The organism is Psychrobacillus sp. AK 1817 (genome assembly GCF_008807035.1).
Lineage (GTDB): Bacteria > Bacillota > Bacilli > Bacillales_A > Planococcaceae > Psychrobacillus > Psychrobacillus faecigallinarum.
Genome location: NZ_CP031739.1, coordinates 971,159 through 994,304, shown reverse-complemented (window position 1 = coordinate 994,304; position 23,146 = coordinate 971,159). Strand labels below are relative to the sequence as shown.

The 23,146-nt window shown below is 37.0% G+C and carries 18 protein-coding genes; all 18 read left to right on the top strand.

All coding sequences use genetic code 11. The features are described 5' to 3' along the window. The first annotated feature begins 66 nt into the window (after positions 1–66). The 18 genes from D0S48_RS05210 to rny all read left to right on the top strand — a co-directional run bounded on the left by D0S48_RS05210 (position 67) and on the right by rny (position 23,114). On the top strand, positions 67–1,104 hold the full coding sequence (locus D0S48_RS05210) for an aspartate-semialdehyde dehydrogenase (RefSeq protein ID WP_151110506.1): 1,038 nt from the start codon (positions 67–69) through the stop codon (positions 1,102–1,104). A 267-nt stretch (positions 1,105–1,371) separates the two neighbouring features. Further along, a complete protein-coding gene (gene dapA, locus D0S48_RS05205) occupies positions 1,372–2,253 on the top strand; it encodes a 4-hydroxy-tetrahydrodipicolinate synthase (protein ID WP_151110504.1) in 882 nt (293 codons plus the stop codon). A 117-nt stretch (positions 2,254–2,370) separates the two neighbouring features. Further along, entirely contained in the window at positions 2,371–4,038 is a 1,668-nt protein-coding gene (locus D0S48_RS05200) for a ribonuclease J (RefSeq protein ID WP_151110502.1), read from the top strand. Between the two features lie 119 nt (positions 4,039–4,157). Next, positions 4,158–6,467, top strand: a complete 2,310-nt coding sequence (locus tag D0S48_RS05195) for a DNA translocase FtsK (protein WP_370455726.1) — start codon at positions 4,158–4,160, stop codon at positions 6,465–6,467. 495 nt (positions 6,468–6,962) lie between these two features. Then, the gene (locus D0S48_RS05190; protein WP_144538105.1) at positions 6,963–7,691 is read left to right on the top strand and encodes a GntR family transcriptional regulator; all 729 of its coding nucleotides are present in this window, start codon (positions 6,963–6,965) and stop codon (positions 7,689–7,691) included. A 42-nt stretch (positions 7,692–7,733) separates the two neighbouring features. Beyond that, positions 7,734–8,813, top strand: coding sequence for a BMP family lipoprotein (locus D0S48_RS05185; RefSeq protein WP_151110500.1), 1,080 nt, complete (start codon positions 7,734–7,736; stop codon positions 8,811–8,813). A gap of 132 nt (positions 8,814–8,945) precedes the next feature. Further along, positions 8,946–10,493, top strand: a complete 1,548-nt coding sequence (locus D0S48_RS05180) for an ABC transporter ATP-binding protein (RefSeq protein ID WP_144538107.1) — start codon at positions 8,946–8,948, stop codon at positions 10,491–10,493. Then, positions 10,483–11,529 carry an ABC transporter permease gene (locus tag D0S48_RS05175; protein WP_144538108.1) on the top strand — a complete coding sequence of 349 codons (1,047 nt, stop codon included), beginning with the start codon at positions 10,483–10,485 and terminating at the stop codon, positions 11,527–11,529. The genes D0S48_RS05180 and D0S48_RS05175 overlap by 11 nt, the downstream gene beginning before the upstream one ends. Continuing rightward, positions 11,530–12,489 carry an ABC transporter permease gene (locus D0S48_RS05170; RefSeq protein ID WP_144538109.1) on the top strand — a complete coding sequence of 320 codons (960 nt, stop codon included), beginning with the start codon at positions 11,530–11,532 and terminating at the stop codon, positions 12,487–12,489. It begins immediately after the preceding gene. Positions 12,490–12,706: 217 nt separating this feature from the next. Beyond that, positions 12,707–13,984, top strand: coding sequence for an EF-P 5-aminopentanol modification-associated protein YfmF (yfmF, locus tag D0S48_RS05165; RefSeq protein ID WP_151110498.1), 1,278 nt, complete (start codon positions 12,707–12,709; stop codon positions 13,982–13,984). Next, on the top strand, positions 13,977–15,281 hold the full coding sequence (gene yfmH / locus D0S48_RS05160; protein WP_151110496.1) for an EF-P 5-aminopentanol modification-associated protein YfmH: 1,305 nt from the start codon (positions 13,977–13,979) through the stop codon (positions 15,279–15,281). Before yfmF ends, yfmH begins: the two co-directional genes overlap by 8 nt. After that, entirely contained in the window at positions 15,274–16,005 is a 732-nt protein-coding gene (ymfI, locus tag D0S48_RS05155) for an elongation factor P 5-aminopentanone reductase (protein ID WP_151110494.1), read from the top strand. Before yfmH ends, ymfI begins: the two co-directional genes overlap by 8 nt. 116 nt (positions 16,006–16,121) lie before the next feature. Beyond that, a complete protein-coding gene (locus D0S48_RS05150) occupies positions 16,122–16,931 on the top strand; it encodes a DUF3388 domain-containing protein (protein WP_151110492.1) in 810 nt (269 codons plus the stop codon). Between the two features lie 16 nt (positions 16,932–16,947). Next, the gene (locus D0S48_RS05145; RefSeq protein WP_151110490.1) at positions 16,948–17,817 is read left to right on the top strand and encodes a helix-turn-helix domain-containing protein; all 870 of its coding nucleotides are present in this window, start codon (positions 16,948–16,950) and stop codon (positions 17,815–17,817) included. Between the two features lie 50 nt (positions 17,818–17,867). Beyond that, positions 17,868–18,446, top strand: a complete 579-nt coding sequence (gene pgsA / locus D0S48_RS05140; protein WP_144538115.1) for a CDP-diacylglycerol--glycerol-3-phosphate 3-phosphatidyltransferase — start codon at positions 17,868–17,870, stop codon at positions 18,444–18,446. Between the two features lie 15 nt (positions 18,447–18,461). Beyond that, complete coding sequence (locus tag D0S48_RS05135; protein ID WP_151110488.1) at positions 18,462–19,718, top strand: competence/damage-inducible protein A; 1,257 nt, start codon at positions 18,462–18,464, stop codon at positions 19,716–19,718. A gap of 172 nt (positions 19,719–19,890) precedes the next feature. After that, positions 19,891–20,958, top strand: coding sequence for a recombinase RecA (recA, locus tag D0S48_RS05130; protein WP_225215853.1), 1,068 nt, complete (start codon positions 19,891–19,893; stop codon positions 20,956–20,958). 602 nt (positions 20,959–21,560) lie between these two features. Next, entirely contained in the window at positions 21,561–23,114 is a 1,554-nt protein-coding gene (gene rny, locus D0S48_RS05125) for a ribonuclease Y (RefSeq protein ID WP_144538257.1), read from the top strand. Positions 23,115–23,146: the final 32 nt, after the last annotated feature.

Sequence of the window (23,146 nt, the reverse complement as noted above, 5' to 3'; positions counted from 1 at the left end):
GTATTTTTATAGTATGTATGATACAATATCGCCAATATGTTTTGATTTTTGAAAGGAGAGCTTTACATGTCACAAAAATATACAACAGCAATTGTAGGGGCTACAGGTGCTGTCGGCCAAAAAATTATTGAAAAATTAGTTGAGAGAAGCTTTCCATTTGCGGACTTAAAATTGTTAGCTTCAAAGAAATCAGCAGGTAAACAAATTGAAGTAGACGGGAAAAACTATACAATCGAAGAAGCCACACCAGAGGCTTTTGAAGGTGTTGACATAGCATTTTTTTCTGCAGGAGGTTCGATTTCGAAAGCATTGGCTAAGGAGGCTAGTAAGAGAGGCGCCATAGTCGTGGATAATACAAGTGCATTTCGAATGGATCCAGATGTGCCATTAGTAGTACCAGAGGTAAATAAGCAAGCCTTGCACGAACAACAAGGTATCATTGCTAACCCTAATTGCTCTACTATTCAGATGGTCGTAGCTTTAGAGCCAATCCGAAAGCAATATGGGTTATCAAAAGTTATTGTCTCAACTTATCAGGCAGTATCAGGAGCAGGCGCGGCAGCTATTCATGAATTGACATCTCAGAGTGAGAGATTAGCAGAAAAGCAACCGACTTCTGAAATTTTACCTGTTAAAAGTGAAGAGAAGCACTTTCCGATTGCAGGAAACGTTATCCCACAGATTGATGTGTTCAATGAGGATGGATTTACATTCGAAGAACATAAGATGATGAATGAAACGAAAAAAATTATGTCTCTTCCTGATCTCTCTATTGCTGCTACTTGTGTGAGAGTGCCAGTAGTAACTGGTCATTCTGAATCGGTGTACATCGAGGTAGAAAAAGAAAATGTAACAGTAGCAGATATTAAGCAGCTCTTAGCAAGTGCAGAAGGTGTTACTCTGCAGGATGATCCTAGTGAGCAACTGTATCCTATGCCTTACTTTTCCGAGGATGAAGATGCTGTTTTCATCGGACGTATTAGGAAGGATCCTTCTAGTGAGTATGGCTTCCATATGTGGATCGTTGCTGACAATCTCTTAAAAGGTGCGGCTCTTAATTCAATTCAAATTGCTGAAGCTCTCATCGATGAAAAAATCTTATAATTAATATTATATATAAGTTGGATAGGTTAGATAAACCTACCGACATATAAGAATAGTAATATAAGGAGAAAGATTAACTTTCTCCTTTTCTAACGAAGAAGAAAGTCTGTGCTTTTTTAATTGTCAAGCTCCAGCGCAAAGCTCGTCTCAAGTAAGAGGGTTGCGGTGGCTTAAGAACTGCCTCCTAGCTTTACCATTTGCTAGTCAGGGCAGACATAAGTGCTTGTGCTTTTATTAAAAGGCGAATTTGATAAGAGGTGTAATTCAATGAATATCGGAAATATTTCTACAGCAATGGTGACTCCGTTTCACGCAGACGGTACTATTGACTTTCGTGCAACCGAAGAACTTTTAGAGCACTTGCTTTCAAACGGAACAGATTCCCTAGTAGTAAGTGGTACAACAGGTGAATCTCCAACACTATCGACAGATGAAAAACTAAAGCTTATACAATTTGTAGTAGAAAAAGTAAACAATCGAGTACCAGTTATCGCTGGAACAGGTAGCAATAATACAGCTGCATCTATAGAACTTTCTCAAAAGGCAGAAGCTCTTGGAGTAGATGCTTTAATGATTGTTACTCCTTACTACAACAAGCCGAATCAGCGTGGAATGATTGCACATTTTGAAGCAATTGCATCTGCGACTTCAATTCCCATTGTAGTATATAATATTCCAGGGCGTTCAGTTGTTAATCTGGAGCCTGAGTCGATTGTGGCTCTAAGTAAAATTCCATCGATCCAAATTGTAAAAGAAGCTAGTGGCAGCTTAGATCAAATGACAAAAATTTTAGCGGATACGGATGATGATTTCCTTGTATATAGTGGTGATGACGGATTGACTTTACCATTGCTCGCAATAGGGGGATCTGGAATTATATCGGTTGCTTCCCATGTAATAGGGAAAGAAATGCAAGAAATGATACAACTGTTCCGTCAAGGCGAGCATTTGAAGGCTGCTAAAATACATCAACAAACACTACCTGTGATTAAAGCGTTGTTCCAACATCCGAATCCAGTAGTAGTGAAATATGCACTTACTAAAATTGGAGTTGAAACTGGATCTTTAAGACTTCCATTAGTAGAAATGACAAAGGAAGAAAAGCTGGAATTTGATAATGTTTGGGAGAAATATTTAGAAGCCAAGTAATTACGTGAAAAGCTGAAGAATTCAACCTTCAGCTTTTTTTATTTGTGTGAAACGGTGACGTCCGATATAATAAAAAATAGTGGATGTTGGTCGGGTTAACAATTAGGAGGAAAAGAATTGGTAAAAGTTAAAAATGAACTTATTCGTATTATACCGCTCGGTGGAGTTGGCGAAATCGGTAAAGCGATGTACGTAGTAGAAATAGACGATGAAATCTTTGTAGTAGATAGCGGTCTTATGTTCCCGGAAAACGAAATGTTGGGTATTGATATCGTCATTCCTGATATTACGTATTTAGAGGAAAACAAAGATCGGGTTAAAGGAATCTTTTTAACGCATGGACATGAAGACGCAATTGGCTCTATTGCTTATTTACTGCAAAAGATTCAAGCGCCTGTATATGGCTCCAAGCTAACTATTGCTTTAGCAAAAACTCATGTAAAGACAATGCCAGCAAAGCAACAAGTAAAGTATTTTGAAGTAACAAATAAAAGTCGAATGAACTTCCAAAACACACACGTAACATTTTTTCACACAACACATAGTATCCCGGATTCTTTAGGTATCGTATTCCATACTTCTGAAGGTGCTATTGTGCATACAGGAGAATTTAAGTTTGATCAATCTGCTAGAGGGAAATACCGCCCAGATATAGCAAAAATGGCAGGACTAGGAGAAGAAGGCGTGTTTATCCTCATGTCTGATTCAACAGAAGCAGAAAGACCCGGATATACAACATCAGAAGCAGTTATTGAAAACCAATTATCAGAAACATTCCACGCTGCTAAAGGTCGTATTCTTGTATCTCTTTATGCATCCAATTTTATAAGAATTCAACAGGTATTTGACAAAGCTGCTGAGACTGGCAAAAAAGTTGCTATTGCAGGAAAAAGCTTAGAGAATATCTTTGCTATAGGTTTAGACTTAGGTTATTTTACTGTCCAAGAAGAAACTATGATTCCGATAAAAGAAATCTCTAAATATAACGATGAAGATATTGTAATTATCGTTTCTGGTAATCAAGGAGAACCTTTAGAGGCTTTAGAGAAAATGGTTCGCAAGCATCATAAGGATATTAAGATTAAAGATACGGATACTGTACTTATAACATTTACACCATCTCCAGGAATGGAAGTTGGAGTATTTAATACGATGAATCTTATCGCAAAAGCTGGAGCAAAAGTTTTGACCTCTAGTAAAAATGTCCACGTATCAGGACATGGTAGTCAAGAGGATTTAAAAATGATGTTAAACCTCACAAAGCCTAAATACTTTATTCCAATTCAAGGGGAGTATCGTATGCTGATAGCTCATTCTAAATTGGCTCAGGACTTGGGGATGGCAAAGTCAGAAATATTTATAGCTGATAAAGGCGATATTGTAGAATACAAAAATGGAAAAATTAGAATGAGTGGAAGAGTACAAGCTGGCAACGTTCTAATAGATGGGATTGGCGTTGGAGATGTAGGTAACATTGTCTTAAGAGACCGTAAACTATTATCTCAGGACGGAATCTTTATCGTAGTAATTACTCTTAACCGTGCTCAAAAGAAAATAGCTTCAGGACCTGAGATTCTATCAAGAGGTTTTGTATACGTAAGAGAATCAGAAGAGTTAATGGATGAATCCGCTAAATTAGTAAGAACAATTGTTGAAAAATATGTGAATAAAGAAACGTTTGAATGGACAAACATTAAACAAGAAATCCGTGATACGCTAAATTCATATTTATTCCAACAAACGAAGAGACGTCCGATGATTATTCCAATTATAATGGAATATTGATATCTTAAATCAGGATTTCCTTTCCCATTGTGGAAGGAAATCTTTTTTATCTTCTGAAGCTGTTATATTTTACCTGTTAAGTGCATGCTATTGGAAAAGATTATTTTTAAACAAAGTAGGTGACATTCGTGGCAAAGAAGAAAACTAAAAAGAAAGTCAAAAAAAATAAGAAAAAATCACTTCATCCATTAATGTTTGAAATTATAGGACTTCTCATATTGGGAATCGCTGTAATTTCTTTCTTTGAATATGGCCTAGTTGGCGAAGTTTTCGCGTATATAGGCTATTTCTTATTTGGTAACTGGCATATTGCAATACCGTTTATGTTCGTTATTTATGCTTTTATAATTATGATAAAACAAACGTTTCCACCATGGAATCATCGTTTGCTGTTAAGCGGTGCATTTATTTTGAGCAGTTTATTAATATTTAGCCATTTAGCACTCTTTGAGCAATTGTTTGAAGGAAAGGCATTAATGTCAAACTCTGTATTAAGGGAAAGTTATAGAGTATTAGTTGAAAGTGGAGGAATTTCAAACAGAAGTAGCTCACTTGGCGGAGGTATGATTGGTGCTATATTGTTTGCATCATTTCATGTGTTGTTTGACTCTGCAGGTGCTAAAGTTATTAGCTGGCTCTTACTTTTAATTGGTATCGTTTTATTAACTGGAAAAGCATTAGTTCCCTACTTAGTAGAGATATCACCTAAGATGGCAGAAAGCTTTAAGAAAAGAGCGAAAAAGGAAAAGCAAAAACCAGCAACAGAGACCAAAAGAGTTTCTCGCAGATCTCGTAAGGATGCAGTAGAGGAAGAGGCTGAGCAAGCTGTTACTATACATGACATGAATCCTGGGCAACAGGAAGAGCCAGAAGTAGCATCCGCTCCTATTATCTCTGCATTCACTGAAAGAATTACGAGAAGAGAAGATCCTGCTGAACAAACAGAACCAACTGAACCTATAGAGATTAACATGGATGCTGATGAACTTGAAAATGAAGATTATCAGCTGCCTAGCATTAATCTGTTGGATTCTCCAGAGCATAATGACCAAAGTGGAGAGTTAAATGCTATACAAGCTAATGCTAAAAAATTGGAGCAAACTTTCTTAAGCTTTGGTGTAAAAGCTAAGGTTATGCAGGTCCACCTAGGTCCAGCGGTTACTAAATATGAAGTTCTACCTGACGTAGGTGTCAAAGTTAGTAGAATTGTGAGCCTTCATGATGATTTAGCACTGGCGTTAGCAGCTAGAGATATTCGAATTGAAGCACCAATTCCCGGAAAATCTGCTGTAGGGATAGAAGTACCTAACAAAGAGGTGGCAATAGTCAGCCTGAGAGAGGTATTGGAAGCAAAAGAGAACAATAAGCCGAGCCAAAAGCTATTGATAGGTTTTGGCCGAGATGTAACAGGACAGGCGGTATTAGCCGAGTTAAACAAAATGCCCCATCTACTTGTGGCAGGTTCTACTGGAAGCGGGAAGAGTGTATGTATTAATGGGATTATTACAAGTATCATGATGCGAGCAAAACCGCATGAAGTGAAAATGATGATGATTGACCCTAAAATGGTTGAGCTAAATGTCTATAATGGCATTCCACATTTATTGGCACCTGTAGTAACCGATTCGCGAAAAGCATCACAGGCACTAAAGAAAATCGTTTCTGAGATGGAAAGAAGATATGACCTGTTCTCTCATACAGGAACTCGTAATATCCAAGGCTATAATGATCATATTGAAAAATGGAATGAGGAAAATGAAGAGAAGCATCCAAAGCTCCCGTTTATTGTAGTAATTGTAGATGAGCTGGCTGACTTGATGATGGTAGCTTCAAGTGATGTAGAAGATTCTATTACACGAATTGCACAAATGGCTCGTGCGGCAGGAATCCATTTAATAATAGCAACACAAAGACCAAGTGTTGACGTTATTACAGGTATTATCAAAGCTAATATACCTTCAAGAATTGCATTTGCAGTATCTTCATCCGTAGATTCTCGAACTATTCTAGATATGGGTGGCGCAGAAAAACTGCTTGGTAGAGGGGATATGTTATTTCTGCCAGCAGGAAGCTCTAAGCCGGTTCGAGTACAGGGAGCTTACTTATCAGATGCCGAGGTGGAAAGAATTGTCGACTTTGTAATTGAACAACAAAAGGCCAATTACCAAGAAGAAATGATTCCAGATGAAGTGGAAGAATCACAAGAGCAGCTGGATCGTGATGATTTATACGATGATGCTGCGCAGTTGGTTATGGAAATGCAAACGGCATCTGTTTCCTTAATACAAAGACGTTTCCGTGTAGGTTATTCTAGAGCAGCTCGAATAATTGATCAGCTTGAGCTGGGTGGAATCGTAGGACCTTATGAAGGAAGTAAGCCAAGACAAGTGTTAATATCGAAACAAGAGTATGACCAAGATACTCTGTGAGAAATTAAAGCGTATAGAAGACTTATTTTAATGCTCGATTTTTATAATACGAAGCAAATTTTATTAGAAAACTAAAGAAAGATAATCGAGAGGCATTTTCTCGGTTATCTTTTTTATTTGTGTTTTATATATAAGCACTTTAGAAAAAAATGTGAAATTACTAAATCTATATTTCGATAAAAGTATACCTGTGATATTACTAACATCCAATTGAATTATAATTCTCTATCCAAAAAAACTTTTTTAGACTAAAATAAAGTAAAGAATACAAATATCGAAGAATTCAGTGTTTATAAGCTTTTTGGCAATTAGTATCACACATTAATCCATATATTATGACAAAATGATTACATTTATATAATATTAGTATAAATTCTTTTCTAATATTCGAAAATAAAGTATTTATTTAAAGGATTAAAAATGTTATAGTATGTACTGATTAGTAGGAAAGTTTTACATCAGAGGTCTGATCTCTTCATAATGGTGGTGTTTTAAATGACAATAAAAATGGATCAAAGGCATTTGTACCTACAAGTGATCGATCGTCTTAAACAAGACATTGAAAAGGGGATATTCAAAGAAAAGGAGAAATTACCTTCTGAATTTGAATTAGCCAAGCTCCTTGGGGTTAGTCGAGCGACTTTACGTGAAGCTCTACGTGTGCTGGAGGAAGAAAATATTATCGTAAGAAGACATGGCGTAGGAACCTTTGTTAACTCAAAGCCAGTTTTTACATCGGGGATTGAACAGCTCTCCAGTGTTTCGACGATGATTCGAAACGCAGGCATGGAGCCTGGTACTATTTACCTTAGTTCTATGGAATCAGCTGCTTCGGAGGATGATAGCAAACGTTTCCAATGTGTGGAGGATGCAACTATCGTCACGATGGAACGTGTCCGAACTGCAGACGATGAGCCAGTAGTGTATTGTGTCGATAAAGTTCCACAAGATTATTTGCCGACGGATTTTCTAATTAGAAAAGAAGGATCCATTTTTACTGCTTTGGAGGAAACAGGGGACATTCGTATTTCGCACGCAGTCGCTTACATTGATCCAGTGGGATATCATGAAGTAGCTACGCCGACTTTAAATTGTGAACCAGAGACTTCATTGCTAGTTTTAAAACAACTTCATTATGATGAGAATGATCGTGTAGTTTTATATTCGAAAAATTATTTTCGAGCTGATAAATTTAGCTTTCATGTAGTTCGGAAAAGGGTGTAGAAATAGTTCCTGCTAAGAAGAAAAATAATGGGGGTTTTCAAGTTGACAAAACGTAAATTTGGTTTAGGCTTATCACTTGTATTAGCTGCTGGTACGATTCTTGGAGCTTGTGGTTCTAAAGACGAAGGATCAAAAACTGACGAAGGTTCAAATGCTGGTAACGGAACAGAAGAAAAAGTAGATTTCTCTTTAGCAATGGTTACTGACGTTGGTGGAGTAGATGACAAATCATTTAACCAACTAGCTTGGGAAGGTATTGAAGCATTTGGTAAAGAGCATGGCCTTAAAAAAGGTGATGGCGGTTATGATTATCTTCAATCTCAATCTGATGCAGATTACATCAATAACATTACTAACCTAGTTCGTCGTGATTTTGACGTAGTTTATGGTATCGGTTTCTTGATGGAAAAGCCAATTGGAACTATTGCTAGTCAACAACCAGATGCTCAATTAGCGATTATTGACTCTATAGTTGATGCTCCAAACGTAGCTTCTGTAATGTTTAAAGAACAAGAAGGATCGTTCCTTGCAGGAGTTGCTGCAGCATTAATGTCTGAATCAAAACAAATTGGTTTTGTTGGTGGAATGGAGATTCCTGTTATTGAACGCTTCGAAGCAGGATTCCTTGAAGGTGTTAAAGCAGTTGATCCATCTATTAAAGTAGACGTTCAATATACTGGTAAGTTTGATGATGCAGCTCTTGGTAAAACAACAGCTAATCGTATGTACTCTTCAGGCGTAGATATTATTTTCCACGCAGCTGGTGGTACTGGTAATGGTGTATTTGCTGAAGCAAAAGAACGTAAAACTAAAGATGCTAATGCTAACGTATGGGTAATCGGAGTTGACTCTGACCAATACGAAGAGGGTGCAGTTGGAGATACTAACGTAACACTTACTTCTATGCAAAAACGTGTAGATGTTGCAGTACAAAACATTGCAAAAGAAGCAATGGATGGTAAATTCCCTGGTGGAAAAACAGTTACTTACGGTTTAGCTGAAGAAGGCGTTCAACTTGCTGATTCTCGCGGAGCTATTCCGGATGATGTTTTAGCAAAAATTGATGAGTATTCTAAAAAGATTGCTGCTGGTGAAATCGTAGTTCCTGAAACTGTAGAATAATTTGACTTAACATCATAAAGACCGACTTGCTCGGTCTTTATGATATTTTAAATTAGTAGAAGAAAGATTTTAAATATTTAAAGTCTTTCCTGTATTAATTTAGTACTAGTATTCAAGTAGGGAGTGAATTCATTGGATTATGTAATAGAGATGCTAGGCATTCGGAAAGAGTTTGGATCGTTTGTAGCAAATGATAATATAACCCTTCAATTGAAGAAGGGAGAAATACATGCTCTTTTAGGTGAAAATGGAGCAGGAAAATCCACTCTAATGAATGTTTTATTTGGTCTATATCAGCCTGAAGGCGGAGAGATAAAAGTTAGAGGTAATTCTGTAAAAATTACCGATCCAAATGTTGCTAATGATCTTGGAATTGGCATGGTTCATCAGCATTTCATGTTAGTAGAAAATTTTACAGTTACTGAAAATATTATTTTAGGTAACGAGCCGACAAGTGGCGGAGTAGTTAATATTAAAGATGCTGCACGTAAAATTGAACAGCTATCAGAAACTTATGGATTAAACGTAGATCCATATGCAAAGATTGAAGATATTTCAGTTGGAATGCAGCAAAGGGTGGAAATTTTGAAAACGCTTTATCGTGGAGCGGAGATCCTTATTTTTGACGAGCCAACTGCTTCACTAACTCCACAAGAGATTAATGAGCTTATACAAATTATGAAGCGCCTTATTAAAGAAGGTAAATCTATTATTCTAATAACTCACAAACTAAAGGAAATTATGGATGTTTCTGATAGAGTGACAGTTATTCGTAAAGGTAAAGGGATTGGGACTGTAATAACAGCAGAAACAAATCCAAATGAATTGGCATCTCTAATGGTCGGTCGTCAGGTCGAATTTAAAACAGTTAAGGGAGAAGCTACTCCTAAGGAAGAAGCGTTAATTATTAAGGAGTTAGTGGTAACTGATTACCGTGGGATTGAAAAGGTAAAAGGATTAAACTTAACTGTTCGTAAGGGTGAAATTCTAGGACTTGCAGGAATTGATGGGAACGGTCAAAGTGAGTTAATTGAAGCCATTACTGGTCTTCGTAAATCTAAAAGCGGATCTATCTTTGTAAATGGACAAGATGTCACAAACAAAAAGCCTCGTAAAGTAACTGAGGCGGGAGTAGGACACATACCACAGGATAGACATAAGCATGGTTTAGTTTTAGATTTTCCAATCGGTCATAATATTGCACTACAAACCTATTATTTAGAGCCTATTTCTAAAAGAGGAATCATTAATTATAAAAAAGTTTCTAATTTAGCTCAAAAAATTATTAAAGAATATGATGTTCGTACACAAGGAGAGCACACATTAGCTCGATCCTTATCTGGAGGTAATCAACAGAAGGCTATTATTGGTCGTGAGGTTGTCCGTGATCCTGAGCTTTTAATTGCAGCACTTCCTACTCGTGGTCTTGACGTAGGAGCTATTGAATTTATTCATCAGCGTTTAATAGAGCAAAGAGATAAAGGAAAAGCAGTTTTACTTCTTTCGTTTGAATTAGATGAGGTAATGAATGTATCTGACCGTATTGCCGTTATTTATGATGGGCAAATTGTAGATACACTTTCTCCTAAAGAAACTACTGAGCAAGAGCTTGGTCTATTAATGGCTGGACAAACTAGAAACAAAGACAACAAACAGGGGGATGTAGAGCATGTCGAATAGAGTAGTAAATATACTTGTCCCTGTTATTTCTGTAATACTAGGGTTAATCGTCGGCGCGATTGTCATGCTAGTAAGTGGATATGATCCTATACTAGGATATTCAGCGTTATGGGAAGGTATATTTGGTGACGCTTATAGAATGGGTGAAACAGTACGCCAAATTACACCTTACCTATTATCAGGGCTTGCGGTAGCATTTGCATTCCGAACAGGTTTGTTTAATATCGGTGTAGAAGGTCAATTACTAGTAGGGTGGTTTGCAGCTACTTATGTTGGAATTGCATTTGACCTACCGATGTATATTCATCTTCCTTTAGCCGTTCTTGCAGCAGCAGTTGCAGGTGGGTTATGGGCTTTCCTTCCGGGGTTATTAAAAGCAAAGCTACAAGTTCATGAAGTAATTGTAACGATTATGATGAACTATATTGCACTCCATACAACTAATGCACTTATTAAAATTGTTGCGGATGGCGGAGACAGTACCGAAGCGATTAAACCAACAGCTTCACTTACATCCGCTTTCTTCCAAAGCATTACTGATTACTCTCGTTTACACTACGGAATTTTCATTGCGCTAGCAATGGTTTTAGTTATGTGGTTTATTTTAGAAAAAACAACTACTGGTTATGAACTGAAATCAGTAGGTTTCAACAAACATGCTTCAGAGTATGCTGGGATGAATGTTTCTAAGAATATTATTCTATCAATGGTTATCTCAGGTGCTTTTGCTGGTCTAGCTGGGGCTATGGAGGCATTGGGTACATTTGGTTACGCAAGCTCAAAGGGTGCCTTTACTGGTATCGGATTTGATGGAATCGCCGTAGCTTTACTTGGGGCGAATACACCTCTAGGAGTAATTTTTGGTGCTACATTATTTGGCTCGCTTAAATATGGAGCAACCAATATGCCGAACGCAGCGGGAGTACCAATAGAAATCGTATCAATCGTTATTGCGATTATTATTTTCTTCGTTGCATGTGGATATGTCATTCGCTATTTCCTTGAAAAGATTAGTAAGAAAAAGGAGGCGAACTAAATGAGCTTTTTAGACGTATTATATTTCATTATTCCATCAGCAATTTTCTATGCAGCCCCTTTGGTTTTCACAGCTATTGGAGGAGTTTTCTCTGAAAGATCAGGTGTGATTAACATCGGACTTGAAGGTATGATGGTTATGGGTGCCTTTATCGGGATTATTTTTAACTTAACGTTTGTAGATACTTTTGGTTCTATGACTCCGTGGGTTGCTGTAATTGCAGCAATGCTTGTTTCTGGTCTATTTGCATTACTTCATGCGGTGGCTTCTATTTCATTTAGAGCTGACCAAACGATTTCAGGGGTAGCAATTAACATGCTAGGTATTGCGATTGCCTTGTTTTCTGTAAAAATGATTTATGACAAAGGACAAACAGATTATATTGAAGAACGCTTTATCCGTTTTGATATCCCTGGTTTAAGTGAAATACCTATAATCGGTCCAATGTTATTTAAGGATGTTTACTCTACTTCTATATTAGCTGTTGCAGTAGCAATTCTTGCTTGGTTTGTTATTTATAAAACTCCATTTGGACTTCGTCTTCGTGCTGTAGGTGAACATCCGATGGCTGCAGATACAATGGGAGTTAATGTTAAGAAAATGCGTTATATTGCCGTAGTACTATCTGGTATGTTAGCAGGTATTGGTGGAGCTGTTTATTCTCAATCAATTTCTGGGGAATTCAGTCATACAACAATTAACGGTCAAGGATTCATGGCACTAGCAGCTATGATTTTTGGTAAATGGCATCCGCTTGGTGCACTAGGAGCAGCATTATTCTTCGGGTTTGCACAAGCATTAAGTATTGTAGGAGGTCAAATTCCTTACATTGATCAAATTCCAAGCTTTTATTTACACATTTTACCGTATGTATTAACTATTCTTGCTGTAGCTGGATTCATAGGAAAAGCTAATGCACCTAAAGCAAGTGGAATTCCATACATTAAAGGGAATAGATAAAAATATATTAATTGAGTTATTTTCATATAATAATGACTTTTGAAATTGATTCAACTAGTAAGTTTTTGGGCAATAAATGGGACAACTAATAAAATAATCTTATTTATGTAAAAGGGACCAATCATTTGGTCCCTTTTGTTTGTATTGATATAATTAGAAGATGTATAGTGAAAAGGTATATGAGCAACACTAGAAAGAAAAAGGGGGAATTATTTTCATGTTTCAACATTTTGAATTAGCCAAAGGTGTTCAGCTTTATATAAGACCTACTGAGCAATTTAAGACCATTAATATTTCTTTTAAATGGAAAAAACCATTAACTGTAGAAACAGCAGCTATTCGTGCTGTCTTAGCAAATGTGCTGCAGTATAGTAATGCAGAATATCCTACCTACGCTTCTTTTAGAAAGCGATTAGATGAATTATTTGGAGCTATTTTATATTTTGATACATCTAAAAAGGGTTTAAACCATATTTTTTCTTTAAATGCTGAAACGGTAAACGACGCATATTTGTCCAATGAAACTGTAGTTGATGAGGTACTTTCATTACTGCAGACAGTTCTTTTTAAACCGAACTTGGACAACGGGAAATTTGTAGAGTCAGTAGTAAAAAGAGAGAAAGAGCAAGTTATAGAGCGTATCCAGTCAATGTATGATGACAAAACCCGCTTTGCACAACAAAGATTACTTGAGAATATTTTACCCAACCATCCTGCCTCTATTAGTGCAAATGGTAATGTGGAAACAGTAAAACAAGTGACTAATGAGCAGCTGGTAGAAATGCATCAAACTTTGCTGACAAAAGAACCACTGTCAATTTATATTGTAGGAGATGTAAATGTAGAAGAAATGAAAGCTAAAATTGGAGAGTATTTCCCATTTGAAGGCCGTTCTGCAGACATCCCTAAAGAAACCGAAAGTGCTGTTTCAACTATCAACACAGATTTTGTCCATGAAAAACAAGACATGAAGCAGGGGAAATTACATATTTCTTACCGTACTCCAGTCACGTTTTACTCTAAAGAGTTTCCAATCATGCAAATTACTAATGGTATTTTGGGAGGCTTTGCACATTCAAAAATATTTATGAATGTGCGTGAAAAGGAAAGTATGGCATATTATGCTTCTAGTAGCTTTTCTTCTCTTTATGGCCGTATTTTTGTTCTTGCAGGGATTGATCCTACAGTAGAGGAAAAAGCTGTAGCATTGATAGACGAACAGTTAAAAGAGATGCAAAATGGAGAAATAACAGATTTAGAAATCAATCAAACAAAATCAATGCTTAAAAACCAACTAAAAGAATCCCTTGACTCTGCTAGGGCACAAATAGAAATCTATGATCAATATAAAGAACTTGATGAATCCTTCACAGTGGAGAACTGGACAGCTAAGTGGGAAAAAGTAACGAAGGAGCAAATTCAAGAGATGGCAACAAACATCCAAAAAGAATTTGTCTATTTCTTATCTAGTAAGGACGGTGCAGACAATGAATAAAACTCACTTTGAACAATTAGAAGAAACGCTCTACCATGAAGAACTTTCCAATGGATTAAATGTTTATATTTTGCCAAAGAAAGGCTTCTCTAAAACTTATGTAACCTTTACAACAAAATACGGTTCAATTGACCGAGAATTTATCCCACTTGGAAAAAAAGATCCTGTCATAGTGCCTGACGGAATAGCCCACTTTTTAGAACATAAAATGTTTGAAAAAGAAGAAGGGGATGTTTTTCAAAAATTTAGTGAAAACGGGGCTTCTGCTAATGCATTTACTTCCTTTACTAGAACCTCCTATCTGTTTTCTTCTACTGACAATATTTTAGAAAACACAAAAACTCTTCTTGATTTTGTACAGGAGCCATATTTTACTGAGCAAACGGTGGAAAAGGAAAAGGGTATAATCGGCCAAGAGATTACAATGTACGATGATCAGCCGGACTGGCGTTTATACTTTGGAACGATTGAAAATATGTATAAGGAGCATCCGGTGAAAATTGACATAGCAGGAACAATCGAGTCAATTAGCCATATTACAGCGGAACATTTATACGAGTGCTACAATACTTTCTATCACCCATCTAATATGGTGCTGTTCGTAGTGGGAGCAGTAGATCCTAAAGAGATGATGGAATTTGTAAAAGATAATCAAGCGAAGAAGGATTTTAAAGCTCCGGAGGAAATTGTTCGTTTTTATCCAGAGGAGCAAACGCAGGTGGATAAAAAAGAGCGTACATTAAAAATGGATGTCCAAAAATCCAAGCTTCTATACGGTGTCAAATCGAGTAATGTTAATATTACTGGGGAAGAGATGCTAAACTATGAGTTGGCAATGCAAGTTGCTGTTGAACTTATATTCGGTAGAACCTCCGCCTTTTTCCAAGATGTTTATGAAAAAGGACTAATCGATGAATCCTACAGCGCAGACTTCTCGATGGAAGAAGGGTATGGTTTTGCGATGATTGGTTCAGATACTGCTAACGTGGATGAACTTAGTCAGAGTATAAAAGAAACTATTAACAAGTTCGCAACAAATTGGACATTTGAAGAGAAAGACTTAAAACAAATTACAAGAAAAAAAATCGGGCATTTCTTGAGAGCGCTCAATTCTATTGAATATATTGCAAACCAATTTACGCGCTATAAATTTAATGATATGAATTTATTCGACGTAGTGCCTGCTTTAGAAAATCTGAAAATGGAGCAGGTTAAAACAGCTTTTGAAGCGTTTAAGGACGAAAATACACATACCGTATTTAAGATTATTCCTTCGAAAGAAACAAATAATGGATAAAAGATTTGCGTTAGTAGTAGGAGCATCTGGAGAGATAGGGATTGCAGTCAGCCATAGCCTGGCAGAGTCGGGATGGTCCTTATACCTTCATTTTGCTAGCAACAAAGAAAAAATGGATGAACTATTAACTACTTTGAATCTTGCTTATCCTGAACAGGAATTTATATCTATTCAAGCTGACCTCTCAGACTCTAATGCAATAGAAATAATGGCAAATTCTATATTCTCATTGCAATCTGTAGTATTTGCCCAAGGGCATAGCTTGTATAAAGGACTGGAGGAAACTGCTTTAAATGAGATTCAGAAGCTTTTCCAAGTTCATATTGAGCATCCAATGTTTTTAGTTGGGAAGTTATCTCCGAAGCTACGTAAACATGAACATAGCTCAATCATCTTTGTCGGCTCTATTTGGGGTGAGACAGGTGCTTCCTATGAAGTTGCCTATTCTGCTGCCAAGGGTGCTCAGCATGCTTTCGTTAAGGCTTATGCGAAAGAGGTTGCCATGCAGAAAACAACGGTGAATGTGGTCGCTCCAGGTTTCATTGATACGAAAATGAATGCTCATCTAGACGAAGAATCACGAAATCTTATATTAGAAGAAATTCCTTCAGGTATATTCGGTAACCCTCAGGACGTAGCGAATGTCATCGCCTTTTTGGCTAGTGAAAAAGCATATTATATTACCGGCCAAATTATCCGAGTAAATGGTGGATGGTATATTTAAGTAAAAGAAAAGAGAGAATTGCCTCTCTTTTCTTTTTTCCTTTTATTCAGGTATAAAATCATATATGATAGAACTATTAATGAAGTGAAAACGTCATTCTAAACAGGGAGGAATACATGTTGGCAAGTGAGTGGTTTTTTGAATATGAAATTCAAGTAAATCGTCCCGGACTTTTAGGAGACATTTCTTCTCTATTAGGTATGTTACGCGTAAATATAGTTACAATTAATGGAGTGGACGAGGGTAGACGTGGTATGCTCATTAAGGCAGAGAAAAAAGAAAATATTGAACGCTTTGAGCACATCATTTCCACAATGGAAACGATTCATTTGACTAAATTCCGTGAGCCTAAGTTAAGAGACCGTTTAGCTGTTCGTCATGGAAGGTACATACAAAGAGATGCGGATGATAGAAAGACTTTTCGTTTTGTAAGAGATGAGCTTGGACTTCTTGTTGATTTTATGGCTGAAATTTTTAAACAGGAAGGACACAAGCTGATAGGTATAAGAGGGATGCCACGAGTTGGAAAAACAGAGTCTGTAGTGGCGGCTAGTGTATGTGCGAACAAAAAGTGGATTTTCTTATCGTCTACCATGATTAAGCAAACTATTAGAAATCAGCTCGCAGGAGATGAATTCAGTGATCGTAATATTTTTATACTGGATGGTATTGTTACCCGAAAATCAAACGATGAAAAACATCTCCAGCTAGTAAGGGAAATGATGAGGATGCCTACTATTAAAGTAGTTGAGCATCCAGATATGTTCATCCAGCATTCAGAATATTCCATTGAAGATTTTGATTATATAATTGAGCTTCGCCATAGTCCTGATGAGGAAATAACGTATGAAATGATGGAGAAGAATCACGGTATGTCCGACAAGGGAATGGGTGGCTTTGGCGGATTTGGCGGATTTAATTTTTAACGGGTAGGTGTTTTATATGACTGAACTTGGAACTCGCTTAAAAGAAGCGAGAATAGCAAAAGGCTATAGTATTGAGGATTTACAAGAAATAACTAAAATACAAAAAAGATATTTGGCGAATATTGAAGAAGGAAACTATTCAACAATGCCAGGAGCCTTTTATGTAAGAGCTTTTATTAAGCAATATGCAGAAGCTGTCGGCTTAAATGGCGATGAACTTTTAGAAACTTACAAAGCAGAAATTCCAAGCCCTGCAAATGAGGAAGTTGCTAAAAGCATACCAACTACACCATCAAGAAGAACCTTAGGTGGGCGATCTTCGAATAAGTTTATGGAGATAGTGCCGATGATTATAGTTGCATTGTTTATTGTAGCGATTATTGTGATTGTATGGGTATTAAGACAGAATTCGCCTGAAGCAGACGATTCAAGTGAATTGAAAACTGAAGAAAATGTAACACTAGAAACAAACCGTCCTTCAACTGATCAAACAGCAGTAGATAACGAAGAGGAAGAAAAGGAAAAAGAGGCAGTAGTGGAGGAAGAGGAAGAGGCAGAGAAACCTACACCTGAGCAAGTGGTTACCTTAGTGGGAACCGAGGGAGAAACTACTACTTATACTGTCAGCGGTTCAGAGACTTTTAAGCTTAAAGTTGTGGCTAATAGTGCTAAAACTTGGTTAAACTTAAAAGATCAGGATAGTAATAAATTATATGATAGCTGGGTCAATTCAGGGACTCCATACGAATTGGATGTAACAGATAAGTCCCAAATCCGTGTTCGTGTTGGGGATGTTCCAATCAGCGAGGTATATATTAATGACCAGTTAGTAGAATTTCCAACGGATAAAAGCCCACAAAATTTAGTTATACAGTTCAACAAATAGTCATCGATGAGATGGCTATTTTGTTTGAAAGATGAAAGGAGTTTTTCAAAATGAATATACCAAATAGAATTTCTATGTTTCGAATTTTTTTAATCCCAATTTTTATGATTTTTATGCTAGTAGACTTTAACTGGGGAGAAGTTAGCTTTTTAGGTGCAACAATCCCAACAAACCATCTAATAGGTGCAATTATTTTTATTATCGCCTCTATTACTGACTTTATCGATGGCTATTACGCTCGAAAATATAATTTAGTAACGAATATGGGTAAATTTTTGGACCCATTAGCAGATAAATTGCTTGTGTCAGCGGCATTAATAATTCTCGTGCAGTTTGGAGTTGCGCCAGCTTGGGTAGTTATATTAATTATCAGCCGCGAATTTGCCGTGACTGGACTACGATTAATTTTAGCTAATACTGGAGAGGTAGTGGCGGCAAACCAGCTTGGCAAGATAAAAATGTGGACACAAATAATTGCGATTTCATCCTTACTATTAGGAAATGTATTCTTTGAAATGTTCAACTTCCCATTCGATATGATTATGCTGTATGTTTGTCTATTCTTCACAGTATGGTCGGGATTTGATTATTTCTATTTGAATCGCAAAGTGTTACTTGACTCAAAGTAGGAAGGAAGTTTAGGAATGAAAGCAGAGATTATTGCGGTAGGTTCAGAGCTATTATTAGGTCAAATTTCTAATACAAATGCCCGATTCATATCTTCCCAGCTTGCGGAGTTAGGGATAGACGTATATTATCATACGGTAGTTGGAGATAATCCCAATCGGTTATTAGACTCCATCAAAATCGCAGAAGAACGAGCAGACCTAATTATTTTTTCAGGAGGTTTAGGGCCTACTAAGGACGACCTAACAAAAGAAACAATTGCTAAACACCTTAACAAAAATCTTGTACTTGATGATCACGCGATTATGTATATAGAAGATTTCTTTAAAAGATCAGGAAGAATGATGACTGAGAATAACAAAAAACAAGCGCTGGTTTTAGAAGGCTGTACAGTCTTAGAAAACAAACATGGGATGGCTCCAGGAATGCTACTTTCAACAGAGAACCATGCATATATGTTATTACCTGGGCCTCCTAAGGAATTGGAGCCAATGTTCCAATTTGAGGCTAAGCCACTACTACCTAAGTTATTGTATAAAGAAAACGTTATTATGTCTCATGTAATACGCTTTTATGGAATAGGAGAAGCAGAGTTAGAGACTCAGGTCCAAGACTTGTTAGACAATCAAACAAATCCAACTTTAGCTCCTTTGGCTTCTGATGGAGAGGTAACGTTAAGACTTACTGCGAAAGCAGACACTGAGGAAGAAGCATGGAAAAGCATTGAAATACTACAGGCTGAAATTTTAAATCGTGTCGGTAAATATGTGTATGGTTATAATAACGAATCCCTTGCCTCGAAGTTAAGAGATATTCTAATTGACAATGAACTAACAATATCTGCTGCAGAAAGTATGACAGCAGGTCTTTTCCAATCAGAGTTGGCAGCTGTCCCGGGAATGGGGGTTGCGCTTGTAGGTGGTGTTATCACTTACACTGAAGAGGTAAAAATCAATCAACTAGGTGTTAAGAAGGAAACCATTGATGAACACAGTGTGGTCTCTAGTCAGGTTGCTGAGGAGATGGCAATCCGTGTTAAAGAAAAATTTAATACTACAATTGGTGTAGGTATCACTGGAGCTGCTGGTCCAGACGGACATGGCGACCAACCGGCCGGTACGGTTTGGATCGGAATTGCATATGGGGACGTTGCACCAATATCCTACAAATTGAATCTTTCAGGCATGAGAAACACGAACAGATTAAGAACTGTGAAATTTGCAATCCATTATCTTATTCGTTTACTCAGAGAAGAGGGACTTTCAAAAATTTAATTTTGACTATAAAAAACGGCCCAAAATACTATTTTGAGCTGTTTTTTCCTATCAAATTATGATAGTCTTAACAAATAAACGAATAGATGTTCGCTTTTTTCTTGTAAATTTCTCAAAGACCGAGTATACTAAAGATAGTAAAAAAAATGATAGTTTCTAGGAGGAAATACATTTGGCTAATGATCGTAAAGCAGCGTTAGAAATGGCTTTAAAACAAATAGAGAAGCAATTTGGGAAAGGTTCTGTTATGAAGCTAGGAGAGAAAACAGACCGTGAAATCTCCACTTCTTCAAGTGGTTCCCTAGCTTTGGATGCAGCTCTTGGAATAGGCGGATATCCACGTGGCCGTATAATTGAAATCTATGGACCTGAAAGCTCAGGTAAAACAACAGTAGCTCTTCACGCAATTGCAGAAATTCAAAAAACTGGTGGCCAAGCAGCATTTATTGATGCTGAGCATGCATTGGACCCTGTCTATGCACAAAAACTAGGCGTTAATATCGATGAATTATTATTATCTCAACCTGACACTGGAGAGCAAGCCCTTGAAATCGCAGAAGCTCTAGTTCGCAGTGGTGCGGTTGAAATCATAGTTATTGATTCCGTAGCAGCTTTAGTACCAAAAGCAGAGATAGAAGGAGAAATGGGAGATTCTCATATCGGTCTTCAAGCTCGCTTAATGTCTCAAGCTTTACGTAAGCTTTCTGGTGTTATTAACAAATCTAACACGATAGCTATTTTCATCAACCAAATTCGTGAAAAAGTAGGCGTAATGTTTGGTAACCCAGAGGTAACACCAGGTGGTCGTGCGCTTAAATTCTATAGTTCCGTTCGCTTGGAAGTAAGACGTGCAGAAGCTATTAAACAAGGTACTGACATTATGGGTAACAAAACAAAAATTAAAGTAGTAAAAAATAAAGTAGCTCCACCATTTAAAACAGCAGAAGTAGATATTATGTATGGAGAAGGGATTTCTCAAGAAGGAGAAATCGTCGACATAGGTTCTGAATACGATATTATCCAAAAAAGCGGTTCTTGGTATGCATACAATGAAGAACGCATAGGTCAAGGGCGAGAAAACGCTAAACAATTCTTGAAGGAAAATCCAGCTATTAAAGACGAAATCGCATCAAAAATTCGTCAATCTTTAGGAATGACTTCAAACTCATTTGTTATTGCGGCACATGAACAAGAGGAAGAAGACGGCGAATTCGAGCTACTTTTAGATGATGAAAAATAAAAAGTTAAGCTTCTTCTTTTAGTGGAGAATTATAAAAGGTATTAAGAGTCTATCTCTTGATACCTTTTTTAAAAATAAAGTTTATAGCTGAGAACCCCGGGATGGCAAATCATTCCCATGGTGGAAAGTGTACATTCATCTATTATTCCTTTTTTCAAGGAAAATATTATTTGATAGCTTTATATAATGAGTAAGTTTGATCCAAACGACTTTTTAGGCGAAGACTCTTGGTTGTTGTTGGTGAGAAAGATAAGCCATCATACAACGGCAATAATCGAAGGAGAAGAGTTATGCTTCCTTGTGAAAAGCGTCCATCTAAAGTGAAAATTAACCATATCTATCACATATCAAAATATCAATAAATAAGTATTTACCTAAAATCATCCTATACTTTTCTTTTGCTCTTCATAATTTGATGACCCCCCTCCCCTAAAACTAATAATATTCTCCCGTTTCCTTGACAGAGTATTTCTACATCTATACAATTAAAATTGTATAATTTCTTTATTAAATGATAAAAAGGCTGTACAAATATGCACTAATTATTGCATATTTGTGCCAACTGAAACTTAAAAGTATAGCAATAGGGGGTGTTCGAAATGATGGAAATTATCATCTCCGCTTTGCTTGGTCTACTTGTTGGTGGCGCTGTTGGTTACACTTATCTGAAAAAAGTGAATGATTCAAAAGTGACTGGTGCAAAACAATCTTCTGCGCTCATTTTAGAGGAAGCAAAGCGAGAAGCAGAAGCATTAAAGAAAGAAGCACTATTAGAAGCCAAAGATGAAACTCACCAATTACGAAATGAAGCTGAATCTGACATCCGAGAACGCCGCATGGAACTGCAAAAACAGGAAAATCGGTTATTACAAAGAGAAGAGAACCTAGATCGTAAAGATGATGCTCTAAACAAGAGAGAAGTAAGTCTTGAGCGTAAAGAAGATGCTCTAACACAAAGACAACAGCATATCGAACAGAAGGAAAGTGAAGTGGATGAATTAGTTGATAAGCAACAAAGCGAGCTTCAACGTATTTCTACGTTAACACGAGAAGAAGCAAAAACAATTATTCTTCAAGAGGTAGAAAACGAACTAGCAACCGATATTGCTGTGATGACTAAAGAGTCAGAAACAAGAGCCAAAGAAGAGGCTGACAAAAAATCTAGAGAAATACTTTCACTTGCTTTGCAAAGATTTGCGGCAGATCATGTTGCTGAAACAACTGTGTCAGTTGTAAATTTACCAAACGATGAGATGAAAGGGCGAATTATCGGACGCGAAGGACGAAACATTCGTACGTTAGAAACATTAACAGGTATTGATTTGATTATTGATGATACGCCAGAAGCTGTTATTCTTTCTGGATTCGATCCTATTAGAAGAGAGACTGCTCGACTTGCTCTAGAAAAATTAGTACAAGACGGACGTATCCATCCAGCTCGAATCGAAGAAATGGTAGAGAAATCTAGAAGAGAAGTAGATGAACAAATTCGTGAAATTGGTGAACAGACTACATTTGACGTAGGTGTTCATAATTTACACCCAGATTTGATGAAAATTTTAGGTCGTTTAAGATACCGTACAAGTTACGGACAAAACGTACTAAAACATTCCACAGAGGTTGCATATTTAGCTGGGCTATTAGCTGCTGAACTAGGGGAAGACGTTACATTAGCTAGACGTGCTGGCTTACTACATGACATTGGTAAAGCTATTGACCATGAAGTAGAAGGTAGTCACGTAGAAATTGGTGTAGAACTTGCTAGAAAGTATAAAGAACATCCAGTAGTGATTAACAGTATCGCTTCCCACCATGGTGATACAGAGGCTACATCTGTTATTGCGGTATTAGTAGCTGCTGCAGATGCATTATCCGCAGCAAGGCCAGGTGCAAGAAGTGAAACATTGGAAAACTATATTCGCCGTCTAGAAAAGTTAGAAGAGATTTCAGAATCATATGATGGTGTTGAAAAATCTTTTGCAATTCAAGCGGGTAGAGAGATTCGCATAATGGTACGTCCAGACCAAATCGATGACATTACAGCACATCGCTTGGCTAGAGATATCCGTAAGCGAATCGAAGAAGAGCTCGATTATCCTGGTCACATTAAAGTAACAGTAATCAGAGAAACAAGAGCTGTCGAGTATGCAAAATAAGTAAAGAAAAAATGAAATTGAAATCAAAAGGC